Source organism: Microbacterium keratanolyticum (assembly GCF_016907255.1).
Lineage (GTDB): Bacteria > Actinomycetota > Actinomycetes > Actinomycetales > Microbacteriaceae > Microbacterium > Microbacterium keratanolyticum.
The window spans coordinates 2,714,403-2,735,052 of the sequence record NZ_JAFBBQ010000001.1; the positions used below are offsets into that span (position 1 = coordinate 2,714,403).

Here is a 20,650-nt window from a genome sequence, read left to right on the forward strand (position 1 = left end):
CGGATGCAGCTGTGTGACCCTTTCGTGCCGAGCGTTTCACCGCCCTGGCCGCCTGCGCTTGTATGGGGCCATGACAGGAACCGTGCTGCTGCGCCAGCGAAACGAGTCGGAGTTTCGGGGCATCAGCCGGGCACGTGAGGTCGTCGTCGTCGACCAGCCGAGAGATCTCGCGCATCTGTCCACGATCACCACCGCGCAGCTCTGGGCACCGCACGCGGACCCGTTTCTGGAGCTGCCCGAGATCCTGAGCGCGATGTCAGCGCTCCAGTCGCTCACGATTAGTGGATCGAGCGCTGTCAGCGCCGCCATCACGCAGCTCAAAGAGGGAGACCTTCCCTCTCAGCTGAGCGAGATCCGGGTGCTGATCGACGACGGCAAGACGCTGCACTGGCCGCGCATCACGCTGCCGAACCTGCGCGCACTGACCGTCGTCGGCGAGCTGCGGTTCGACGAGGAGCAGTTTCCGCTGCTCGAGAGTCTGTCCTTTCGACCAGACCGGTCCCTTCGCACCCTGCGGCAGGCCCTCTCCCTCCCGCTCGTTGGCCTCCACCTGCAACTCGTGCCGACCGACGAGGAGATCTTCGAGATGCTCGCGGCACGACCGCTGCACAGCCTCGGTCTGCACGGCGGAACGAAGCTGACAACTCTCGACGGCATCGGGGCGCTCTCCGACCTCACCGCGCTGCAGGTGAAGAACCTCAGGAACCTCGGTGACATCTCCGGGTTGCGGATGCTGCCCCGTCTCGAACGCCTCGACCTGCAGTACTGCACGAAGATCAGCAACATCGAGGTGATCAACGACCTCGAATCGCTCAGCCGTCTCACGCTGGTCGGCTGCGGAAACGTCGGCGTCGAGAAGATCCAGCACACCATCGACAGGCTCGCGCAGCGGACTGTGGGGGCGACGCGGTAGAGCGTCCCTCTGTGCTGATGGCGGCGCCCTGACACCGATCCTGATGCATAATTGATGTATCAACTAAGTGAGCGTGGTTCAGGAGGACAGGCGCAGATGAGCGACATCCAGAGCATCGAATTCGGGATCGACACCTTCGGCGATCTGCCGCGCGATGCGAACGGCGAACTCGTGTCCTACGCGCAGGCGATCCGCGCAACGGTCGAAGAGGCGGTCCTGGCTGATCAGGTCGGCATCGACGCCATCGCCGTGGGGGAGCACCATCGTCCCGAGTTCGCGATCTCGACGCCCGAGACCGTGCTCGCCGGTATCGCCACCGTGACGAAGAACATCACGCTCGCCTCGGGGGTCACCGTGCTCTCGTCCGACGACCCCGTCCGTGTGTTCCAGCGCTTCGCGACCGTCGATGCGCTCTCGAACGGCCGCGCGGAGGTCATCCTCGGGCGCGGTTCCTTCACCGAGTCGTTCCCGCTCTTCGGATACGACCTGGCCGACTATGAGGTGCTCTTCGAAGAGAAGATCGATCTCTTCCACAAGCTCCTCGATGAGAAGCCCGTCACCTGGCAGGGCACGACACGTGCGCCGCTTCATGACGCCGGCGTGTTCCCGAAGACCGAGTCCGGGCGTCTGAAGACCTGGGTGGGAGTCGGCGGTTCGCCGCAGTCGGTCATCCGCACAGCACAGTACGGGTTCCGTCTCATGTTGGCCGTCATCGGCGGATCCCCGGATCGTTTCGCGCCGTACGTCGACCTCTACCGCCGGGCGACCGCGCAGCTCGAGACGACGGCGTACCCCGTGGGACTGCACTCGCCCGGGTTCATCGCCGACACCGATGAGCTCGCCAAAGAGACCGTGTATGCCGACTACAAGGCGATGCGCGACCGCATCGGTGCCGAGCGCGGCTGGCCGCCCATGAGCCGCCGTGAGTTCGAGTCGGAAGCGTCGCACGGCTCGCTCTACATCGGATCGCCGGAGACGGTCGCGCGGAAGATCGCCAGCGCGATCCGCACCCTCGATGTCGGACGCTTCGACATGATCTACAGCGGCGGCGCGATCCCGGCGAGCGCCCGACTGCGCTCCGTCGAGCTCTACGGCACGAAGGTGATCCCGATGGTGCGAGAGCTTCTTGCGGAAGGCGGCAGCTCGTCGTGAGCGGGAAGGGCGCAGCATCCGCCCCGACCATCGGGATTCTCGGCGCAGGCAAGGTGGGCACGGTGCTCGCGAAGCTCGCGCTCGCCGCAGGATTCCGGGTGCTGATCGCCGGCTCCGGAAGCCCCGCGAAGATCGCGCTCACCGTCGAGGTACTGACGCCGGGTGCGGTGGCGATGGCGGCTGCGGATGTCGTACGAGACGCGGATGTCGTGATCCTCGCCCTTCCGCTCGGCAAGCTCACTCGACTTCCCGCCGACCTGTTCGACGGGAAGCTGGTGATCGACGCGATGAACTACTGGTGGGAGACGGACGGCATTCGTGACGACCTTGACGACCCGCAAACGACGACGAGCGAGATCGTGCAATCGTTCCTCGCGAACGCGCGTGTGGTGAAGGCGTTCAACCACATGGGCTACCACGACCTGCATGATGGGCCGCGTCGCTCGGGAGATCCGAGCCGCAAGGCGATCGCCGTCTCCGGAGACGACGCCGACGACGTCGCCGCGGTGGTCTCTCTCGTGGAAGCCTTCGGCTTCGATGCGCTCGTGATCGGACCGCTGGCAGCGAGTCGCGGTCTGCAGCCGGGGCATCCGGGATTCGGGGCGAATCTTGCCGGCGCAGAGCTCGCCGAGGTGCTCGGCGTCGCCTACGTCTGAGATCTAGGCTGGGCACACCGGTCAACCGTGAGGAGACGGTCATGAAGGCACCCGAAGAAGTCGTCGCCCGCTGGCAGGATGCGTGGAACAGCGCCGATGCGGATGCGCTCTCCCTGCTCTTCGCGGAGGATGCGGAGTTCGTGAACGTCGTCGGCCTCTGGTGGCACGACCGGGAGAGCATCCGGGTGTCGCACGAGTTTGGCTTCACCACGATCTTCCCGGGTTCCACCATCACGATGGGCAAGCCCCGACTGCGGATGCTCGGAGACGCCGGTGCTGTCGTGCAGGCGCGCTGGCACCTCGTGGGTCAGGTGGCGCCCGATGGAGCGCCGGCGGGGGAGCGCGAGGGAATCTTCACCTTCGTGCTGGAACGACGGGCGGAATCGTGGATCACCGTCGCCGCGCAGAACACGGACGTCGTGCCGAACACGCAGACGCATATCAATGCGCCAGAGGGGCGCTCGAGCATCTACTACCGGTCGCTGGACTAACTACGAGATGCTGCTGACGATCGCGGCGCTCAACGCCTCGATCGGACGGCGGGGGGCCGCGGGATTGTCGAGGAGCGCGAAATCGAGCGCGCCGAGGGGCGGCAGGTTGAACTGGCTGTCGACCCGCACGAGATCGGCGGGCATGAGCGTCTCCGGGAACACGGCGACGCCGAGTCCCGCTCGGACGCCGGCCAGGATTCCCGTGATGTCGCGTGCGGTACAGGTGGGCTTCCACTGCCGTTTCGGTGCTTCGAGAGCTTCGATGGCGGCTGCTCGTGACGGACTGGGACGAGGGTAGGTGACCAGAGGCACGGGCTCATCCGCGTGGAAGACGAGCGCAGGATGCGCCGCCCACACCAGCTGCTCGCGACGGACGACCCGTCCTTCCGCAATGCCCGGCTCTCGCCGCACGTAGACCAGGTCGAGGTTTCCGGCTTTGAGGCGTCGAAAGATCGCCGCGGATTGACCCACGGTGATCTCGACATCGACGTGCGGGTTCTTGCGCCGAAAGTCCCGAAGAATCTCGGGAAGGTGCGTCAGCGCAAGGTCATCCGCTGTTCCGAAGCGCACGCGGGTGCGCTCCGCCGGTCCCGCGAAATGCGCGTGCGCGTCGTCGATCGCCGCCAGTGCGCGTCGTGCAAAGCCGAGCAGCGCCTCACCGCTGTCGGTGAGCGAGACGTGTCTCGTGTCCCGAGAGAACAGCACCCGACCGATCTGCGCCTCAAGTCGCCGTATGCGCTGACTCACCGTGGGCTGACTGACATCGAGCTGGCGACCCGCGGCAGAGAAACTCTTCGTCTCAGCCACAGCGACGAAGCAACGCAGCAACTCGGTCTCGTACATGCTGGACAGCCTATTGGGTTTGCCAATGACTGATATCACTTCTATCTCGTCGCTAAATTACTGCGGTCGCCGTAGATTTGCGTTCATGTCGCATCCAGGCATAGACGCCGTGCCGCACCCCGTAACCGAACCCCTTCCGAACCTCACTCATCGTCCCGCGCTCCGCGATACTTTCATCGCGCTCGGTGGGAGCAACTACCGCAGGTACATCCTCAGCTTCATCGGAGCCTCAAGCGGTGCGTGGCTGGCTCGACTGACGAGCGACTGGCTCATGATCGAGCTCACGGGCAGCGTTGCTCTGGTCAGCCTGGTCGTCGCGGCGCAGCTCGTGCCGGTCGTGACACTCAGTGCATGGGGCGGTCTTCTGGGAGATCGGCTGAATGCCCGCATGACCGTGCTGGCGACACAGTCCCTCATGGTGGTGGCCGTCGCCTTGCTGGCGCTAGCGACCCTGTTCGGCCAGCAGACGGTCGGCCTCATCCTGCTGAGCTCTCTGCTCATCGGGTTGAGCGCAGCATTCGAGGGGCCCAGCCGCGCGGTTCTCGTCGTCGAGGTCGTGGGTACGTGGCGCCTCTCGAACGCTCTGAGCCTGAACGCCGCGGTCGGTCAGCTTTCGGGAATCGCGGGGGCTGCGCTCACCGGCATCCTGATCCTGTGGATCGATGTCGGCGGCGCGCTGATCGTTGCGACGCTCTTCCTGCTGGCAGGGATCGCTGTTCTGCTGACCGTCCGCCGTGACTCTCTCTTCGGGGTGGCGAAGGTCCCTGCGCGGCGAGGGCAGGTCGCTGAAGCGCTTCGCTACGTGCGACGCAAGCCGGAGATCATGGCGTGCATCCTGTTGATCTTCACTCTGGCGCTGTTCGGGCTCACCGGCTCGGTGCTCATGGCATGGGCCGCACGCGAGCGGTTCGATCTGGGGGCTGCGGGGTACAGCGGATTTCAGGCGATCGCGGCGATCGGGGCCTTCGTGGGCAGCCTCGTCTCGGCGCGGCGTCGTCGACTGCGGTTGCAGGACAACGCGCTTCTGCTGGGAGTGTCCGGGATGATCTGGGCGGTGACGGGATTCGCACCTGCGCCCGGCGTCTTCGCGATCGCTCTTGTGGCGGCTTTCATCACACGCATCATGTTCATGATCGGCAACGAGTCGCTTGCCCAGTTGTCCACGAATGGGGCGATTCGCGGTCGGGTCGTCTCGCTGTACCTTATGGCGGCGACGAGCGGACAGCTCGTGGGGGCGATGCTCACAGGCTGGGCGGTCGTGGCTCTCGGTGGTGAGATCACGTTCCTGATCACGGGGGTCGTGCTCGTCGTCGTCTCTTTCGGAGTGTGGTTCCGGTGCCTCAGGGACGGACGGCGGCTCAGGCCAGCGAGAGGAAGAGCTTCTCGAGTTCGTCGGTCGCGAGCTCGTCGGTCTCGGGATCGGTGAGGCATTCCTTGAGCGCACTGGAGATCACGAGGAAGCCGGCTCGGTCGAGCGCCTTGGAGACGGCAGAGAGCTGCTGCACGATGTCGCGGCAGCTCTGCTCGCTGTCGACGGCCTCGATCACGGCGTTGAGCTGACCGTGTGCGCGGCGCAGACGGTTGAGCACCTTGCGCTTGGCTTCGGCGTCGTGCGCGAAGGACGTGGTGGGGGTGGTCATCGTCGTCTCCTGTCGATGGGGTGGAGTCCTGACCAGGATACCCCTTGGGGTATAGTTGCGCATACCCCCTGGAGTATCTGAAGAAGGAGAGCGACACAATGTGCCGTCCCACCACATGCCGGACCTGCAAAAAGACCACCTGGGCGGGCTGTGGCCAGCATGTGCAGTCCGTAAAGGCCACGGTGCCCGCGGGCGAATGGTGCAACGGCACTCATTCCGCCGCGCAGATCGCCGCGGCGAAGAACGCCACACCGAGCTTCTTCGCGCGCCTCTTCGGTCGCTGAGCACCTGAACCTGCCATCGGCGCGCTACGGAGTTTCCGCACTCGGTGACCCCGCCCCTGTGCCGTCGGGTGCCGGACTCGTATGGTGGGAGCATGGACAGGAGCATCCTGCTGAACGGCACCGTCAGCATCCCCCTCGGGCACCGCGTCGAAGTGAGCGAAAGCAGTACCGCTGATAGCGCTGCGGGTGTGCGCATCCACACGATCGTCGACCTCGACACAGGAGTGGAGCACCGGTGGGATGAGCATCGCCCCGCGGACGCGGTCATCTGGACGGGGCGTGTGCTGCAGTGCAGCATCCGATTCTCGGGGAACGCGGGGGAGACTCTTCTCCTGATCGATCCGTTCACGCCCGGCGCGCTGGGAGCCAAGGCGGCGCTGCGCGGAGCGGATGCCGCCGCGGATGCCGCCAAGGCCGAAGCCGACCGCTGGGGCGGCGCGGACCGGCCGCCACCAGAGCCCGAAGAGCGTTTCTGGTAGGTCTGCGCTGCCGCTGTCAGCGGAAATCACGGGACTGGTGGCTGAGCCCGGTGCGGAGATCTTCAAAGGCATCGGCGAGGACGTTGATCACCCCCTCGGGAGAGCGCTCGAGGATTCCGCGCACGATGAGCGCCGGAGAATCCCTAGCGACTCTGCGATAGCGATTCCACACGCCCGCGGAGCAGACCACATTCACCAGGCCGTGCTCGTCTTCCAGATTGAGGAAGGTGATCCCCGCGGCCGTCGCCGGGCGCTGCCGATGCGTCACGAGACCTGCGACCTCGATGCGTCGCCCCACCTCGTGCGTTCGCAACAGGTCGGCGCTCACCACGCCGCGATCCTGCAACGCTGACCGGAAGTGCGACAGCGGATGGTCGTCGGTGGAGAGCCCCGTCGCCCAGAGGTCGGAAGCGAGTCGTTCATAGCCCGACTGATCCGGAAACAGCGGCGGCTGCACCGAGATCGTGGTGTCGGGCAGATACTGGGCGCGATCCTGCGCGGCAGCGCCCGCCAGCCAGAGCGCCTCGCGTCGCTGCAGCCCCAGTGAGTCGAAGGCTCCTGCGGTCGCCAACGCCTCCACCTGCGCGGCGGTGGCATCCGTGCGTCGCACAAGGTCGTGCAGATCGCGGAAGACGCCGTGCGCCTCTCGCTCGGCGACGATGCGCTCCGCGAGCTTCGTGCCGATCCCGCGTACTCCGCTGAGGCCCATCCGCACCGCATATCCGCCATCGCGGCGATGTGCCGACGAGTCGTCGGGCAGGTCGCGGTCGAACAGAGGGACGGGCGGCTGGTCGGGTTCGGTGCAGAAGGCGAGACCGGTCGGGCCCGGCGCATCCGCAATCGCCTCCAGCGTCTCCGTCGCCCCCGACGCATGCAGATCAGGTCGGAGCACCCGCACCCCATGTCGCCGGGCGTCCGCGGTCAGCGAGGCAGGGGAGTAGAAGCCCATCGGCTGCGCTCTCAGGAGAGCGGCGAGGAATGCCGCCGGGTAGTGCAGCTTGAGCCAGGAGCTCGCATACACCAGCAGGGCGAATGAGAGAGAGTGCGACTCGGCGAAGCCGAAGTTCGAGAACGCCTGGATCTGCGCGTAGATGCGATCGGAGGTCGCCTCGTCCAGCCCGTGCCGGCTCATCCCCTCGTACAGCTTCGTGCGGATGCGCTCGATCTTCTCCTGGCCGCGCTTTGACCCCATCGCGCGACGCAGAAGATCGGCCTCATCTGCGGTGCAGTCGCCCAGCGCTGTCGCCATCTGGATCAGCTGCTCTTGGAAGATCGGAATGCCCAGGGTGCGCTCCAGAATCGGCTCGAGCTTGGGATGCGCGTAGGTCACCTTCTCGGCTCCCAGCTTGCGGCGCACGAAAGGATGCACGGCGCCGCCCTGGATGGGGCCGGGGCGGATGAGGGCGATCTGGATCACCAGGTCGTAGAACGACCGCGGCTGAAGCCGGGGGAGAAGTCCCATCTGCGCGCGGGACTCGACCTGGAAGACTCCGATGGAATCGGCGCGGCAGAGCATGTCGAAGACGGCGGGCTCTTCCTTGGGGATGGACTCCAGTGTCCACCGCTCACCCGTGCTCTCGGCGATCAGGTCGAAACAGTGCTGTAAGGCCGCGAGCATCCCGAGTCCGAGCAGATCGAACTTGACCAGCCCCATCCAGGCAGCGTCGTCTTTGTCCCACTGAATGACGGTGCGGTTCTCCATTCGCGCATGCTCGACCGGCACCACCTCACCGACCGGTCGAGCGGTCAGCACCATCCCCCCGGAGTGGATGCCGAGGTGGCGCGGCGCTTTCAGGAGATCGCTCGCATAGCGGAGGACATCGGCGGGAATGTCATTGTCGTCGGCGGCCTCCAGCCCTGCGCTCCACCCGTCGACCTGCCGAGACCACGCATCCTGCTGCCCCGGTGCATACCCGAGCGCGCGGGCCATGTCTCGCACCGCGTTCTTCGGGCGGTACTGGATCACATTCGCCACCTGTGCCGCACGCTCGCGCCCATAACGCCCATAGACCCACTGGATGATCTCCTCCCGGCGGCGGGAGTCGAAGTCCACATCGATATCGGGCTCTTCCTCACGGGTCGTCGCGAGGAAGCGCTCGAACGGAAGGCGATAGCGAATCGGATCGATCGCGGTGATGCCGAGCAGGTAGCAGACCGCGCTCGCCGCCGCAGAACCTCGTCCCTGGCACAGGATGCCCCGCCGTCGTGCCTCGGCGACGATGTCGTGCACGATCAGGAAGTACCCGGGAAAGTCCTTCTCCTCGATGACGCGGAGCTCTCTCTCGATACGTGCTCTGCCCTCATCGTCGAGCCGGGGATACACCGTGGGTACCGCCTGCCATACCAGCGCACGCAGATGTCCCATGGGTGTCTGCCCCTCGGGCAGCTCGACCTGCGGGAGAGCCGGACGCACCTTGCGCAGAGAGAAGGCGCAGTCAGCCGCGATGCGCAGCGTCTGCGCGATCGCCCCCGGGTACCGGGCGAAACGGGACGTCATCTCCTGTCCGGAGCGCAGATGCGCGGTGCCGTGCACCGGAAGCCAGCCGTCGAGGTCATCCATGCTGCGCCGTGCCCGCACCGCGGCGACCGCCTCGGCGAGACGGGTCTGCGCCGGAGAGGCGTAGTGCACGTTGTTCGTCGCGACGACAGGCAGACGCAGCTCCCGCGCGAGGCCCGCCAGGGTGTCGTTGTGTCGGGTGTCGAGCGGATTCCCGTGATCCATCAGCTCGACGGCGATCTGGTCGGCGCCGAAGACGTCGACCAGGCGTCGCAGCGGGGTCGCGGCATCACCCTGCTGCAACCCCTGCCGCACGCTGCCCTTGCGGCATCCGGTGAGGATGGTCCAGTGCCCGTCGGCCGCTGCGGCCAGGTCGTCGAGATCGTAGACCGGGCGGCCCTTCTCTGCGCCCCGCAGCTGTGCGCGAGTGATCGCTCCGGCGAGACGGTGATACCCCTCTGATCCTCGGGCCAGCACCAGCAGATGCGTTCCATCAGGATCGGGGACACCCTGCTGGGGAGCATGCAACCCCAGGGACAGTTCGGCACCGAACACGGTCTGCACCTGGACGCCGCCGAGCTCTGCCGCCTCCGCGAAGCGCGCCGCCCCATAGAAGCCGTCATGATCGGTGAGGGCGAGGGCGGTGAGGCCGAGACGCTCTGCCTCACTCAGCAGCTCCTCCGGCGAGGATGCACCATCCAAGAACGAGTACGAGGAATGCGCGTGCAACTCGGCATAGGGCACGGCATCGTCTGGCCGCTGCACACTCTCGGGTAACGGCTTCGGTCGAGTGCGGCTGATGGGGGCAGGGGGTTCCCGTGGGCTGCGCGGCTCCGCACTCGAGCCACCCGGGGAGTCCGGCGTCGCACTCAGTATTCGTTCCAGCTCGGACCAGCTCTGTGGGGGGTTATGCCATCCCATCAGCTGTACCTCCCCTCTGCCCACCAGCGCTCGCCGGAGTGGAACACCAGCCAGGCGCGCCCCTCGGCATCCACGATCTGCAGGCGGTGGCCAGCGCGCCCTGTGTCTTCCCAGCCGTGCTCGTGCAGCGGCCAGGGTCCCGCCCAGCCCCGCACGGCGGCCCCCTCGATCTGCGCCGGAGGCTCGGTGAGGTCGTTGCGCTCAGTGACCTGCACGACCGTGCCTCGTGCGGTGAGCACGGTCACCGCACGAGGCGGACGAAAGACCTCTGCGGGAAGGGGATCAGGAAGGCTCCCCGGCCAGGGGCGGGTGGGGTCGCGTTCGAGAACAGCGCGCTCACCCCAGGGCGTCAGCTGCTGACGGTCGGCCAGCCAACGCCCACCGGAGACCTCAGCGGTCAGCACCCCGTGATGGCCCAGCATCGTCTGCACGCGGGAGACGGCATGGTGAAGGCGCTCGTCGGTACCGGAACCGAAGAGCCCGGGCTGGTGATGCGCCGCATCGTCGACGGCGGTGGGGGTGATGCGCACGACGAGGATGCCCCCGAACGCGTGGGCGTCGTCAGGCGTCTCCGTCGTGGACTCCGCCGCCAGCGCCTCGAGCTGCCAGCGCACCCGGTCGACGAGATCACCGGGATCGAAGCAGGTGGGATGCAGCCAGGTACGGGAGTGCACCCGGTCGTCGGCGTCGGTCAGATCGATGCGCACCTCGGTGCACACGAGAGACGCGAGTCCGAGCGCGACCGTCACGGCATCGGCCGTCTGTCGCACCGCGAAGGCGATCTGATCTGCACGCCCGAGAGGTTCGTCGAACTCGATCTCTCGGGCGAGCTCGGGATCGATCTCGACCGGGGTGAGCGGGCGGGAGTCGGATCCGCCCGACAGCGCATGCAGCCGTGCGCCGCGATCGCCCAGTCGCGCCCGCACCTCATGGCCCGGCAGCGCGGCGAACTCGCCGAGCGTGTGCACGCCCAGTCGGATGAGCAGACTTGTGAGCTCTTCGTCGCGCAGCACCTGCAGGGGCATCGGTGACAGGAACTCCGGTGCCTTCCCCGGAGGGATGACCGTGACGGGGCCGGCGCTGCGAGCAGCCAGCTCCGCGGTGAAGGGACCGTCGGCGATGCCGATGCGCACCTCCGGGTAGCCGTTCTCGGCCAGCTGCTCCCTGAGGGCGATGCCTGCTTCGAGTTCGCCGCCGTGATAGCGGGCGATCCCACGCGCACGCAGCGCAGCGAGCCCTGGTCGCAGCAGAGAGACTCCGGGGGAGAGACGCTCAAGCGTCTTCAGTACGGGGTGGAACGCGCGTTCATCGTGCACCGGGTCATGTGGGAGCAGGGTCAGCGCGGGGAATGCGCCTTGTGCGGCGCGACGACGCTGTCCTGTCCGCACCCCGTGTTCGCGCGCAGAGGCGGTGCACGCGGTGACGATGCCTGCGCGCAGAAGAGCGGTCGGCGGATGCGGTGCGGGGGTGCCGAGAACCGCGCGCAATGGCCAGTCGGGGAACCACAGCACGAGCACGCGCAGCGGGGCGTTCATGCGATGGCCGCCCATCGGGAGATCGGAGTGACGACGGCATCTGTCTGCGGCAGAGCTTCGATCGTGCCGAGAGGGCCGGGAAGGCGGACGCGGACACTGTGCGGATGCGGGTCCTGTCTGCTCTGCGCCGTCACGGTCACGACCCGTTCGGAGAGGAGGCCCCATCCTTCGCCGATCCCCTGCCACTGCGGGTCGTGGATGCGCAGCCGTCCCTCGCTCTGCGGCCAGGGGCCGGTGACCAGGAGCGTGCTGCCGCGTTCACGCAACCGTGCCTGCAGTCGGGCGGCCTCAGCGCCGAGAATACGAGAACCGGGGTGCACGGCGATCAGGGGTACGACCTCTGCGAGGGCTGAGGTGACGGCCAACCAGCGCTCGCCGGGGTCGGGGACGAGGATCAGCCGCTCCAGGTCGATGCCGAACCCCGCGGCGGCTTCGAGACCGAGCGTCGGCATACCGATGACGGCGCACCAGGAGCCTCGCTGGGACGCCGTGCTCAGCAGGGCGCAGACCAGACTCGGTGAGGGGGAGAGGGAGTATGCGCTCCCGGTCTGCAGCCCCTCACCGGGGAGCAGTCCGCGCAGTGCGGAGGGGATCGGCACGACCGGGCTGTCGCTGCGTCGTCGCTGCATGCGGCCGATCTCGCGACGCAGCCGAAGGACATCGGCGGCACGTGCTTCTTCGCGTGCCACGTCGCCAGGTGCCGCGCTGTCCTGCGCAGAAAGGCTGCCGAGTCTCATCACACCATCCTCGAAAATATGTTCGAATAAATCAAGTCGTGCGGTGATGCTAATTCGTAGATCAGACATTGGATGCCGGGCCCGGAAAACCGTCGATGTCGGAACCTCTGGATACGCTGTGCCCATGCAGATCGAGTTCGACAGCACCGTCATCCGCTGGAACAAGCGTCTGGATTCCTGGTACTTCGCGACCATGCCCGAAGAGATTTCCGTGCCGTTGCGCGAGCTTCCCGCGCCGCCGCGCGGCTTCAACTCCCTGCGTGTGCGCGCCCGCATCGGCGCCACCAGCTGGAACACCTCGATCTTCTTCAGCGACGGCGTCTTCGTGCTGCCGTTGAAGAAGCAGATCCGTGACGAGCGCGGCATCGCCGAAGGCGACCAGATCACGATCGATCTCGACATCCTCGATCTCTGACTTGCGCCCTGACCTCTCCTCGAAACGCGCAGGCGGCGCTATGGTGAGCACATGGCACTTGCGAGACTTCATGGCGGCCCGCTGGACGGGCAGATCCTGCCGCTGGACAACACCGATCGGGACAGCATGATCGTTCCCTACGGCGCCACGCAGGTCATCTATCGTCGCGGCACAGAGGCGACCAACACCGGTCAGGGCGATGGCCCCACCGAAGTGGGATTCTGGTTCGCTGAGTCCAGCGACGACATCACCCCCAATGACGACTGAACCGCAGCGAACGGTCGAGGTCGAGCGCAAGTACGACGTCGACGTGCAGACGCCGCTACCCGAGTGGAGCGGCATCCCCGGTGTCGTACAGGTGACGGACGGTGAACTCCGCCAGCTCGACGCGCAGTACCTCGACACGGCAGATGCCGCGCTCGCCCGTGTCGGCGTTGCCGTGCGCCGCCGTACGGGTGGTCCGGATGCCGGCTGGCACATCAAAGGACCACGACAGGGTGACAGCCGCCTGGAGCTCGGCTGGCCGCTGGGCGACGACGAGGAGCTTCCTGAGACCATCGCCACGGTGCTGGCGCAGTGGACGACCGAGCCACTCACTCCGCTTGCTCGTATCGAGAACGACCGCATGGCCTACTTCCTGGTGGGTGAAGACGGCGTGATCGCCGAGTTCGTCGACGACCGCGTACGAGCGACCGATGCGCGCTCCGGCATCCAGCGCACCTGGCGGGAGTGGGAGATGGAGCTGGGGCCGGCAGCCCCCGCCGATGAGGCCGCACGCGCGGCTTTCTTCGCCGCCGTCGAGGACGCCGTGCGATCTGCGGGTGGACGAGACGCGTCATCCGGATCCAAGCTGGCGCGCGCTCTCGGCTTCTGAGCGTGCTTCGCATCTGAGGGCTTTGCGCGCAAGCCCCTTTCCGGCGTGCCCGCCGAGTGCTTGAGTGGGCCCATGACGCGACCTGCCGTGCTCCGTTCCCTGCAGACGCTGCTGCCCGCCACGACTCTTCATCAGCCGGAGGTGCGCGACGTCTTCGCCGCACAACCGGGGATGGGCCGGTTGGCGCAGCGGATCATCACTGCGTCGTTCGATGCCTCAGGTATCGATACGCGGTACACGGTGCTCCGTGAACTCGACTCCGCACACGGCGTGGATGATCCGGTCTTCTATGACCGGGACAGCGGGCTGCTGCTCTCGCCGGGGACACAGGTGCGCAACGAGCTCTATGTGCGTGAGGCCGAGACGATGTTCGTCGAGGTCGCGCGTCGCGCACTCGACGCGGACCCCGAGATCGGCCCGGCCGATGTGACGCACGTCATCACGGTCTCGTGTACGGGATTCCACGCGCCGGGCCCGGAATATGCGATCGTGCGCGCACTGGGTCTTTCAGAGAGCGTGCAGCGCTACCACCTGGGATTCATGGGCTGCTATGCCTCGATGCCGGCGCTGCGTGCGGCAGCCCAGTTCTGCGCGGGTGACCCGCAGGCGGTCGTCCTGGTGGTCAGCGTCGAACTGTGCACGCTGCATCTGCGCTCTTCGGAGAACCCCGACCTGATCGTCGCCTCCTCGCTGTTCGCCGACGGCGCGGCCGCCGGGATCGTCACCGCACGTGCCGACATCGCGGATGCCCCGGGCTTCGTGCTCGATCGCTTCCATACCGCTCTGGTGACGGAGGGAGAGCCGGACATGGCGTGGACGATCGGCGACGAGGGGTTCGAGATGATCCTCTCCACCCGAGTGCCGCAGCTGATCGGGGCGAATCTCGACGCGGCTTTGCGCCCGCTCTTCGACGGTGACGCAGAGACCGCCGACGCTTTCGACCGGTCCGAGATCGGCTCCGCGGTCGCTCACTGGGCGATCCACCCGGGAGGGCGGAGCATCCTCGATCATGTGCAGAGCGGACTGCACCTCAGCGACGCGCAGTTGGAACCTGCCAGGACGACACTTCGCGAGTGCGGAAACATGTCCAGCGCCACCGTCCTGTTCGTGCTGCAGCGCATTCTTCGAGATGCCGACGTGCGCAGCGGAGACCGGGTCGCCGCCATGGCCTTCGGTCCCGGCCTGACCGCCGAAAGCGCCCTGTTCACCGTGCGAGCCGACGGTGCGGATGGTGCCTGACCTCTCGGTCCGCGCGAGCGAGGCGCGCGAACTGATGGATGCGCCGGATGCCTCCGCGCCCATGCTCGATCGCACCTATGAGCGGTTCGCGCTCGTGAACGCCGTCGTCTCGCCCTGGCGAGGTCTCTACCGCCGGGACATCCGCCCTCGCGCTCGCCGCGGGCCGGTGCGTCTGCTCGACATCGGGGCGGGAGGTGGCGACCAGGCACGGGCTCTGGCTCGGCGGCTGCACCGCGATGGGTTCTCCGCGCAGGTCTGGGCGCTCGACGCCGATGAGCGGGCCGTGCGCTGGGCGCAGGCTCACGATGCGACGGGTGAGGTGCGCTACCGGACGGGCAGTCTGCAGGAGCTGGCGGAGGCGGGTGAATTCTTCGATGTCGTGTACTCGAACCACGTGCTGCATCACGTCGCGGATGCAGCGCTGCTGCCGTTCCTGGAGGAGAGCCGCCGACTGCTCGCCCCGGGCGGTGTCGTCGTGCATCATGACATCGTCCGAAGCCGGGGCGCGTACGCGTTGTTCGCCGCGGCTACCTGGCCCTTTCGCACGACGGTGCTCGCGGGCTCTTACATCCGCGAAGACGGGCTCACCAGCATCCGCCGCTCGTACACGGTGGCCGAGCTGAAAGCCCGAGTCCCCGCGGACTGGGAGGTGCGCGCGCGGATGCCCGCACGCGTCGAAGCACGCGCGGAGGCACCCGGTGCGCGGGCCTGATCACGAGGTGGCGATTATCGGGGCGGGTCCCGTGGGCATGCTGCTCGCCTGTCTGCTCGCTCAGGATGGCAGGGACGTCGTCGTCTTCGAGCAGCGTCCGTCCAGTTCCGAACGTGGGCGGGCCATCGGTGTGCATCCGCCGGGGCTCGCGGCGCTCGGAGCGGCGGGCATCGCCGGGCGCCTGCGGAAGCAGGCGCTGTGCCTGGACGGCGGCGAGGTTCTCAGCGAGGGGCGGATTCTCGCTCGGATGGACTTCCCGCCAGAGCATCCTGTGCACACCCTCCCGCAGCAGCGCGTGGATGCGCTTCTGAGCGCGCGCTTCGAGGAGTTCACGGAGGGTGTGCAGCGCGGGCGTCGGGTGCGCGCCGTGACGCCGGACGGCGGGCAGATGCGCCTTGCCGTCGATGCGCAGGAGGTCACGGCCTCTCTCGTCATCGCCGCAGACGGGGTGCGCAGCGAGCGGCGGGGCGACGTGGGGATCGGGTGGCGGCGACGCCCAGGACGTGCCGACTACGTCATGGTCGACGTCGATGATCCGGGGACGGACGCACAGGCGCGCCTGTTTCTGGAACCTTCGGGTCTCGTCGAGTCCTTTCCCCTGCCGGACGGTCGTCGCTGGGTGCTCTTCCAGGCCCCCGAAGAGCCCATACGGTCGGTGGCGGACCTGCGTCGCGTGATTGCGGCGCGCACGGGGGAGGCGCCGATGATTCCCGATGACACGGAGCTGTCGGAGTTCCGCGCCCAGCAGCACTGCGCTGCGCGCTTCGTGCATGGCCGGATGATTCTGCTGGGGGACGCCGCCCACGAGACCAGTCCGATCGGCGGACAGGGGATGAACCTCGGTTGGGTTCACGCGCAGCGATTGGCCGCGGCGATCCGGCAGGGGGGCGCGCTCGGGGGGACGCAGCTCGCGCCGCTCCTCGATCTGTGGGAGGGCAGGGCCCTGCGCGCGGCACGTCGCGCACAGCGTCGATCCGCGTTCTACATGGCGATGGGGCGTCCGGCGAATGCGCTGACGCTGCCCTTCCGAGATCTGCTCGTGCGCGCCCTCGGCAGCGACGCGCTGCGGGAGCACACCGCGGCCGCGATCACGATGCGTCGGGTATAGCAGGATCGAGAAACAGTTCGGGCCCGGCACGCGATGCGCGCCGGGCCCGAACGGAATTCGATCAGAAGTTGATCATGTGACCTGCGAGGCCGTGGAAGCCCTCCTGCAGAGCCTCCGACAGCGTCGGGTGCGTGTGCACGTTGCGGGCCAGCTCCAGAGCCGTGAGGTCCCACTTCTGAGCCAGCGTCAGCTCGGGCAGAAGCTCCGAGACGTCCGGGCCGATCATGTGCGCGCCGAGAAGCTCGAGGTGCTCGGCATCGGCGATCATCTTGACGAAGCCGACCGGCTCGCCGAGGCCGTGCGCCTTGCCGTTCGCCATGAACGGGAACGAGACGACCTTGATCTCGCGCCCCTCGTCGCGGGCCTGCTGCTCGGTGAGACCGAACGAGGCGACCTGCGGCGAGCAGAAGGTGGCGCGGGGCATCATGCGGTAGTCGCCCAGGGTCTGCGTCTCGGCACCGCCGATGGTCTCGGCGGCGACGACGGCCTGCGCCTCGGCCACGTGTGCGAGCTGCAGCTTCGCGGTGACGTCGCCGATCGCGTAGATGCCCTCGACGTTCGTGCGCATGTGGTCGTCGATGTCGATCGCGCCACGCTCGGTGAGCTTCACGCCCGTGTTCTCGAGACCGAAGCCCTCGATGTTCGGGGCGAAGCCGACCGACATGAGAACCTTGCCTGCCTCGATCGAGCCCTGGTTGCCGTCCTTGCCCGTGTAGGTGACGGTGACCGAGGAGCCGTTGTCGACGATCGTCTCGACCTTGGTGGAGGTGAGAATGTCGACGCCGTAGTTCTTGTACTGCTTCGTGATCTCCTTGGAGACATCCGCGTCTTCGTTCGGAAGGGCACGGTCGAGGAACTCGATGATCGTGACCTTGACGCCGTAGTTCGTCAGAACGTACGCGAACTCCATGCCGATCGCGCCGGCACCCACGATGACGATCGACTCAGGCAGTTCGCGGCTGAGGATCTGCTCTTCGTAGGTGACGACGTTCTCGCTCAGCGAGACACCGGGCAGCAGGCGCACCTTCGAGCCGGTGGCGATGATGACGTTGGTGAAGGTGACCTCTTCGGTCGAGCCGTCGGCCTTGGTGACCGTGATCGCCTTGGGGCCCGTGAAGGTGCCGCGGCCCTGGTACTCGGTGACCTTGTTCTTCTTCATCAGGAAGTGGATGCCCTTGACGCGGCCGTCGGCCACCTCGCGCGAGCGGTCCCAGGCCTTGCCGAAGTCCATGCTGATCTCGCCGGAGATGCCGAAGAAGTCGGCCTTGTGCTTCAGCGTGTGGGCGAGCTCGGCGTTCTTCAGAAGAGCCTTGGAGGGGATGCAGCCGACGTTGAGGCACACACCGCCCCAGTACTTCTCTTCGATGATGGCGGTGGAAAGACCGAGCTGTGCGCTGCGGACGGCGGCGACGTAGCCGCCAGGGCCCGCACCAAGAATGACGACATCGTAATGAGGCATGTTCTAAGCCTATCGCGCGGAGTCGGAGTCAGCGGTGGGGGAGGCGCCATTGTGGCGGTAGCGGACGGCGAGCCAGATCGCGGCTGTCGTCGAGGCCAGGATTCCGGCGATGGAGAGAACCCAGACCCAGGCGGGCGCGGGGGACATGCCGGCGGTCCCTGCGGTGGACGGCGCTGCGGTGGGGCGTGGCGACGCGGATGCGTCGGGCTGCGCGGTCGGCGGTGCGCTCGGGGGCGCAGGGGAGGGCGTCGCCTGTTCCTCTTCGGATCCTGCCGCGACGGTGAAGGAGAAGCTCGACGAGCCCGGGTGTCCGTCGGCGTAGACCACCTTCCAGGTCACGGTGTACACGCCGTCGGATGCGGAAGGCGAGACTCTCTGCGTCATGATCGGCCCGACCACGGTGGGTTCGCCGTCAGTGACCGATGCGCCGGAGCCGTCGACCACTACCACTTCCGTCGCGCCGGACTCGGCGATCAGGTCTGCGCTGAATGTCAGCACGATCTCGTCCGGAAGGGTGCTGACTGTCGAACCCGCTGCGGGCGAGGAGTCGAGCAGATCGGCATGGGCGAAGGCCGGTGCCGCGACTGCGGTCGCGAGCACTGCGGCCACGCCCAACGCCCCGAGAACGAGAACGAGCGGACGAAGGAGGCGGGAGGCGCGATCCGGCACCGAGGCAAGCTGCATCCCTCGACCTTAGATCGCGGACCGCTGCGAGTGGCCTTGTCATCCCTGAGGATTCGGCTCCCCCCGGGTGCGTTGCATCCGTTAGTCTGGACGGAAGAGGAGGGCCACCGTGACACACAGCGAGAACCGCGACCAGCCATCCGCTATCCACCGGGATAGCGAGGCGAAGCACGACACCACACAGACCTTCGGGCACGACTCGGATCTGTCGTTCGTGCCGTTCGGCGCGGAGCTCACCGACGTGGAACAGGCGGCGATCGCCGCTCTGCCCTCGGGTTCGGCCCTGGTCCTGGTCCGCTCGGGTGCACTCGCCGGCGCGCGCTACCTGATCGACGCCGATGTCACGACGATCGGTCGCCACCCCGAGGCTGACATCTTCTTCGACGACGTCACGGTCTCCCGTCGGCACGCCGAGATCCTTCGCGCCGGAACCGCCTTCGAGGTCATCGATCAGCGTTCGCTGAACGGCACCTACGTCAACGGAGAGCGTGTCGACCGCAGCGAGCTCGGCAATGGCTACGAACTGCGTATCGGCAAGTTCCGCCTCAACTTCTTCGCCTCACCCGCTGACGCCACGGCCAACGGCTGATGGCCGCTGCCTCCGCCCGCGAGCGCTCTGCGCCCGCGGCGCTCCTCAGCATCGGTCAGGTCCTGTCCCGTCTCACCCCGGAGTTTCCGCAGCTCTCCTCGAGCAAGCTGCGCTTCCTGGAAGAGCGCGGCATCGTCACGCCGTCTCGCACCGAGTCCGGGTACCGCAAGTTCGCGCCGAAGGACGTAGACCGTCTGCGACTTGCGCTCACGCTCCAGCGTGATCGCTACATGCCGCTCAGCGTCATTCGCGAGCACCTCGATCGCCGCGACGAAGAGGGCGTCGATCCTTCGGCAGATCTTCCTGTCTCGATCGTGGCGACTCCGCGACGGTTCCGCCGTGAAGAGCTGTTGTCGGCCGCAGGAGCCGCGCCGCAGCTTCTGAACGACGCGATCAGCACGGGCGTGATCCTGCCCGCCGACACGTACACAGAGTCGACGGTCGCACTGCTGCGCGGCCTTGTCGCCCTCGACCGCCACGGCATCGAACCGCGTCACCTGCGTCAGCTGCGCCAGAGCGCGGAACGCGATGTCGCGCTGGTCGAATCTGCCCTCTCCGCGCTTCTGCGTCGCACCGACACCGCTTCGCGGGCGAAAGCGGCAGAAATGGCTCCCGAGCTTGCGGCGCGCCTCGACGAGGTGCGGGGAATGTTCGCGAAAGAGGCGCTCGCGCGCCTGCTGTCGTAACGAACTGATTGCGACACACCTCCGCACACATGCGGATGTGATTGCCGGGGCAGGGGGCCTGCTCTAGCGTGGAGATATCGACTTCGAGGAGGTACGGCATGAGCGCCGAAGATCTGCGTGACCAGCCGTCATTCGGCGACGGACTCCTCTTCACGGACGGCCTGCCCGACATGGAAGACGAGGTCGGCTACCGCGGTGCCGTCGCCGCGCGCGCGGCTGGCATCACCTACCGTCAGCTCGATTACTGGGCACGCACCGAACTCGTGGAGCCCACGGTTCGCGGCGCCAGTGGCTCGGGATCACAGCGTCTCTACGGCTTCCGCGACATCCTGGTCCTCAAGCTCGTGAAGAGCCTGCTCGACACAGGCATCTCGCTGCAGCAGATCCGCACGGCCGTCGAGCAGCTTCGTTCCGCCGGCATCCGCAACCTGTCGGGGACCACGCTCATGAGTGATGGTGCATCGGTCTACCTCTGCACGTCCAACGATGAGGTCATCGACCTTGTCAGCCGTGGGCAGGGCGTGTTCGGCATTGCGGTCGGCAAGGTGCTGCGCGAGGTTGAATCCACCCTCATCGAGTTCGAGCCTGCGGCGATCGATCCGGTCGACGAGCTCTCCGTGCGCCGCGCGCGCCGCACGGCCTGACTTTCGAAGAGACACCCGACAGCCGGGAGCACTGCTTCCACGAAAAACGCCTTCGATGCGAGAGAACTCGCGCCGAAGGCGTTTTCTGATGA

General features: G+C 67.1%; 22 protein-coding genes. 15 read left to right on the top strand and 7 right to left on the bottom strand.

Annotation, left to right across the window (positions count from 1 at the left end):
* Positions 1-70 precede the first annotated feature (70 nt).
* The 4 genes from JOD62_RS13090 to JOD62_RS13105 all read left to right on the top strand — a co-directional run bounded on the left by JOD62_RS13090 (position 71) and on the right by JOD62_RS13105 (position 3,212).
* Positions 71-913 carry a hypothetical protein gene (locus JOD62_RS13090; protein WP_204939689.1) on the top strand — a complete coding sequence of 281 codons (843 nt, stop codon included), beginning with the start codon at positions 71-73 and terminating at the stop codon, positions 911-913.
* A gap of 96 nt (positions 914-1,009) precedes the next feature.
* The gene (locus tag JOD62_RS13095; RefSeq protein WP_204939690.1) at positions 1,010-2,065 is read left to right on the top strand and encodes an LLM class flavin-dependent oxidoreductase; all 1,056 of its coding nucleotides are present in this window, start codon (positions 1,010-1,012) and stop codon (positions 2,063-2,065) included.
* A complete protein-coding gene (locus JOD62_RS13100; RefSeq protein ID WP_204939691.1) occupies positions 2,062-2,721 on the top strand; it encodes an NADPH-dependent F420 reductase in 660 nt (219 codons plus the stop codon). The genes JOD62_RS13095 and JOD62_RS13100 overlap by 4 nt, the downstream gene beginning before the upstream one ends.
* Positions 2,722-2,762: 41 nt before the next feature.
* Positions 2,763-3,212, top strand: a complete 450-nt coding sequence (locus JOD62_RS13105; RefSeq protein WP_204939692.1) for a YybH family protein — start codon at positions 2,763-2,765, stop codon at positions 3,210-3,212.
* Here the strand turns inward: JOD62_RS13105 and JOD62_RS13110 are convergent, their stop codons facing one another.
* Complete coding sequence (locus tag JOD62_RS13110) at positions 3,213-4,055, bottom strand: LysR substrate-binding domain-containing protein (RefSeq protein ID WP_204939693.1); 843 nt, start codon at positions 4,053-4,055, stop codon at positions 3,213-3,215. It lies immediately after the preceding gene.
* A gap of 85 nt (positions 4,056-4,140) precedes the next feature.
* On the opposite strand from JOD62_RS13110, the gene JOD62_RS13115 reads away from it, so the two are divergent.
* Positions 4,141-5,481 carry an MFS transporter gene (locus JOD62_RS13115; protein ID WP_204939694.1) on the top strand — a complete coding sequence of 447 codons (1,341 nt, stop codon included), beginning with the start codon at positions 4,141-4,143 and terminating at the stop codon, positions 5,479-5,481.
* On the opposite strand, the gene JOD62_RS13120 is transcribed toward JOD62_RS13115, so the two are convergent.
* Complete coding sequence (locus JOD62_RS13120; RefSeq protein WP_204939695.1) at positions 5,414-5,695, bottom strand: metal-sensitive transcriptional regulator; 282 nt, start codon at positions 5,693-5,695, stop codon at positions 5,414-5,416. The genes JOD62_RS13115 and JOD62_RS13120 overlap by 68 nt on opposite strands.
* Positions 5,696-6,071: 376 nt before the next feature.
* On the opposite strand from JOD62_RS13120, the gene JOD62_RS13125 reads away from it, so the two are divergent.
* Positions 6,072-6,458, top strand: a complete 387-nt coding sequence (locus JOD62_RS13125) for a hypothetical protein (protein WP_204939696.1) — start codon at positions 6,072-6,074, stop codon at positions 6,456-6,458.
* A 16-nt stretch (positions 6,459-6,474) separates the two neighbouring features.
* On the opposite strand, the gene JOD62_RS13130 is transcribed toward JOD62_RS13125, so the two are convergent.
* From JOD62_RS13130 to JOD62_RS13140, 3 genes are read right to left on the bottom strand one after another with little or no spacing between them, the layout of a single operon-like run.
* Positions 6,475-9,876, bottom strand: a complete 3,402-nt coding sequence (locus tag JOD62_RS13130) for an error-prone DNA polymerase (RefSeq protein ID WP_204939697.1) — start codon at positions 9,874-9,876, stop codon at positions 6,475-6,477.
* Entirely contained in the window at positions 9,876-11,411 is a 1,536-nt protein-coding gene (locus JOD62_RS13135; RefSeq protein ID WP_204939698.1) for a DNA polymerase Y family protein, read from the bottom strand. The genes JOD62_RS13130 and JOD62_RS13135 overlap by 1 nt, the downstream gene beginning before the upstream one ends.
* Positions 11,408-12,148 carry a hypothetical protein gene (locus tag JOD62_RS13140; protein ID WP_204939699.1) on the bottom strand — a complete coding sequence of 247 codons (741 nt, stop codon included), beginning with the start codon at positions 12,146-12,148 and terminating at the stop codon, positions 11,408-11,410. The genes JOD62_RS13135 and JOD62_RS13140 overlap by 4 nt, the downstream gene beginning before the upstream one ends.
* 124 nt (positions 12,149-12,272) lie before the next feature.
* On the opposite strand from JOD62_RS13140, the gene JOD62_RS13145 reads away from it, so the two are divergent.
* The 6 genes from JOD62_RS13145 (at position 12,273) to JOD62_RS13170 (ending at position 16,496) form a co-directional block, all read left to right on the top strand.
* On the top strand, positions 12,273-12,563 hold the full coding sequence (locus JOD62_RS13145) for a DUF1905 domain-containing protein (RefSeq protein WP_204939700.1): 291 nt from the start codon (positions 12,273-12,275) through the stop codon (positions 12,561-12,563).
* 51 nt (positions 12,564-12,614) lie between these two features.
* Positions 12,615-12,830, top strand: a complete 216-nt coding sequence (locus JOD62_RS13150) for a response regulator (protein WP_204939701.1) — start codon at positions 12,615-12,617, stop codon at positions 12,828-12,830.
* Entirely contained in the window at positions 12,820-13,437 is a 618-nt protein-coding gene (locus JOD62_RS13155; protein WP_204939702.1) for a CYTH domain-containing protein, read from the top strand. Before JOD62_RS13150 ends, JOD62_RS13155 begins: the two co-directional genes overlap by 11 nt.
* Positions 13,438-13,509: 72 nt before the next feature.
* The gene (locus JOD62_RS13160) at positions 13,510-14,676 is read left to right on the top strand and encodes a type III polyketide synthase (protein ID WP_239526707.1); all 1,167 of its coding nucleotides are present in this window, start codon (positions 13,510-13,512) and stop codon (positions 14,674-14,676) included.
* Entirely contained in the window at positions 14,666-15,388 is a 723-nt protein-coding gene (locus JOD62_RS13165; protein ID WP_204939703.1) for a methyltransferase domain-containing protein, read from the top strand. The genes JOD62_RS13160 and JOD62_RS13165 overlap by 11 nt, the downstream gene beginning before the upstream one ends.
* On the top strand, positions 15,375-16,496 hold the full coding sequence (locus JOD62_RS13170; protein WP_204939704.1) for an FAD-dependent oxidoreductase: 1,122 nt from the start codon (positions 15,375-15,377) through the stop codon (positions 16,494-16,496). The genes JOD62_RS13165 and JOD62_RS13170 overlap by 14 nt, the downstream gene beginning before the upstream one ends.
* A 61-nt stretch (positions 16,497-16,557) precedes the next feature.
* Here JOD62_RS13170 and lpdA read toward each other — a convergent pair whose 3' ends face one another.
* Together lpdA and JOD62_RS13180 are read right to left on the bottom strand one after the other, a co-directional pair.
* Positions 16,558-17,955 (bottom strand): dihydrolipoyl dehydrogenase, encoded by a 1,398-nt coding sequence (gene lpdA, locus JOD62_RS13175; protein WP_204939705.1) that lies wholly within the window; start codon positions 17,953-17,955, stop codon positions 16,558-16,560.
* A 9-nt stretch (positions 17,956-17,964) separates the two neighbouring features.
* Positions 17,965-18,639, bottom strand: coding sequence for a copper resistance CopC family protein (locus JOD62_RS13180; protein WP_204939706.1), 675 nt, complete (start codon positions 18,637-18,639; stop codon positions 17,965-17,967).
* 109 nt (positions 18,640-18,748) lie between these two features.
* On the opposite strand from JOD62_RS13180, the gene JOD62_RS13185 reads away from it, so the two are divergent.
* From JOD62_RS13185 to JOD62_RS13195, 3 genes are all read left to right on the top strand, one after another.
* Complete coding sequence (locus JOD62_RS13185) at positions 18,749-19,228, top strand: FHA domain-containing protein (RefSeq protein WP_204939707.1); 480 nt, start codon at positions 18,749-18,751, stop codon at positions 19,226-19,228.
* Positions 19,228-19,914: a transcriptional regulator FtsR gene (ftsR, locus tag JOD62_RS13190; RefSeq protein ID WP_204939708.1), complete on the top strand. Its 687-nt coding sequence runs from the start codon at positions 19,228-19,230 to the stop codon at positions 19,912-19,914. Before JOD62_RS13185 ends, ftsR begins: the two co-directional genes overlap by 1 nt.
* A 98-nt stretch (positions 19,915-20,012) precedes the next feature.
* Positions 20,013-20,558, top strand: coding sequence for a MerR family transcriptional regulator (locus tag JOD62_RS13195; RefSeq protein WP_204939709.1), 546 nt, complete (start codon positions 20,013-20,015; stop codon positions 20,556-20,558).
* Positions 20,559-20,650 lie beyond the last annotated feature (92 nt).

Coding starts and splice junctions, on each gene's coding strand:
- JOD62_RS13090 (WP_204939689.1), top strand. CDS start 71: ATGACAGGAACCGTGCTGCTGCGCCAGCGAAACGAGTCGGAGTTTCGG.
- JOD62_RS13095 (WP_204939690.1), top strand. CDS start 1,010: ATGAGCGACATCCAGAGCATCGAATTCGGGATCGACACCTTCGGCGAT.
- JOD62_RS13105 (WP_204939692.1), top strand. CDS start 2,763: ATGAAGGCACCCGAAGAAGTCGTCGCCCGCTGGCAGGATGCGTGGAAC.
- JOD62_RS13110 (WP_204939693.1), bottom strand. CDS start 4,055: ATGTACGAGACCGAGTTGCTGCGTTGCTTCGTCGCTGTGGCTGAGACG.
- JOD62_RS13115 (WP_204939694.1), top strand. CDS start 4,141: ATGTCGCATCCAGGCATAGACGCCGTGCCGCACCCCGTAACCGAACCC.
- JOD62_RS13120 (WP_204939695.1), bottom strand. CDS start 5,695: ATGACCACCCCCACCACGTCCTTCGCGCACGACGCCGAAGCCAAGCGC.
- JOD62_RS13125 (WP_204939696.1), top strand. CDS start 6,072: ATGGACAGGAGCATCCTGCTGAACGGCACCGTCAGCATCCCCCTCGGG.
- JOD62_RS13130 (WP_204939697.1), bottom strand. CDS start 9,876: ATGGGATGGCATAACCCCCCACAGAGCTGGTCCGAGCTGGAACGAATA.
- JOD62_RS13135 (WP_204939698.1), bottom strand. CDS start 11,411: ATGAACGCCCCGCTGCGCGTGCTCGTGCTGTGGTTCCCCGACTGGCCA.
- JOD62_RS13140 (WP_204939699.1), bottom strand. CDS start 12,148: ATGAGACTCGGCAGCCTTTCTGCGCAGGACAGCGCGGCACCTGGCGAC.
- JOD62_RS13145 (WP_204939700.1), top strand. CDS start 12,273: ATGCAGATCGAGTTCGACAGCACCGTCATCCGCTGGAACAAGCGTCTG.
- JOD62_RS13150 (WP_204939701.1), top strand. CDS start 12,615: ATGGCACTTGCGAGACTTCATGGCGGCCCGCTGGACGGGCAGATCCTG.
- JOD62_RS13155 (WP_204939702.1), top strand. CDS start 12,820: ATGACGACTGAACCGCAGCGAACGGTCGAGGTCGAGCGCAAGTACGAC.
- JOD62_RS13160 (WP_239526707.1), top strand. CDS start 13,510: ATGACGCGACCTGCCGTGCTCCGTTCCCTGCAGACGCTGCTGCCCGCC.
- JOD62_RS13165 (WP_204939703.1), top strand. CDS start 14,666: ATGGTGCCTGACCTCTCGGTCCGCGCGAGCGAGGCGCGCGAACTGATG.
- lpdA (WP_204939705.1), bottom strand. CDS start 17,955: ATGCCTCATTACGATGTCGTCATTCTTGGTGCGGGCCCTGGCGGCTAC.
- JOD62_RS13180 (WP_204939706.1), bottom strand. CDS start 18,639: ATGCAGCTTGCCTCGGTGCCGGATCGCGCCTCCCGCCTCCTTCGTCCG.
- ftsR (WP_204939708.1), top strand. CDS start 19,228: ATGGCCGCTGCCTCCGCCCGCGAGCGCTCTGCGCCCGCGGCGCTCCTC.
- JOD62_RS13195 (WP_204939709.1), top strand. CDS start 20,013: ATGAGCGCCGAAGATCTGCGTGACCAGCCGTCATTCGGCGACGGACTC.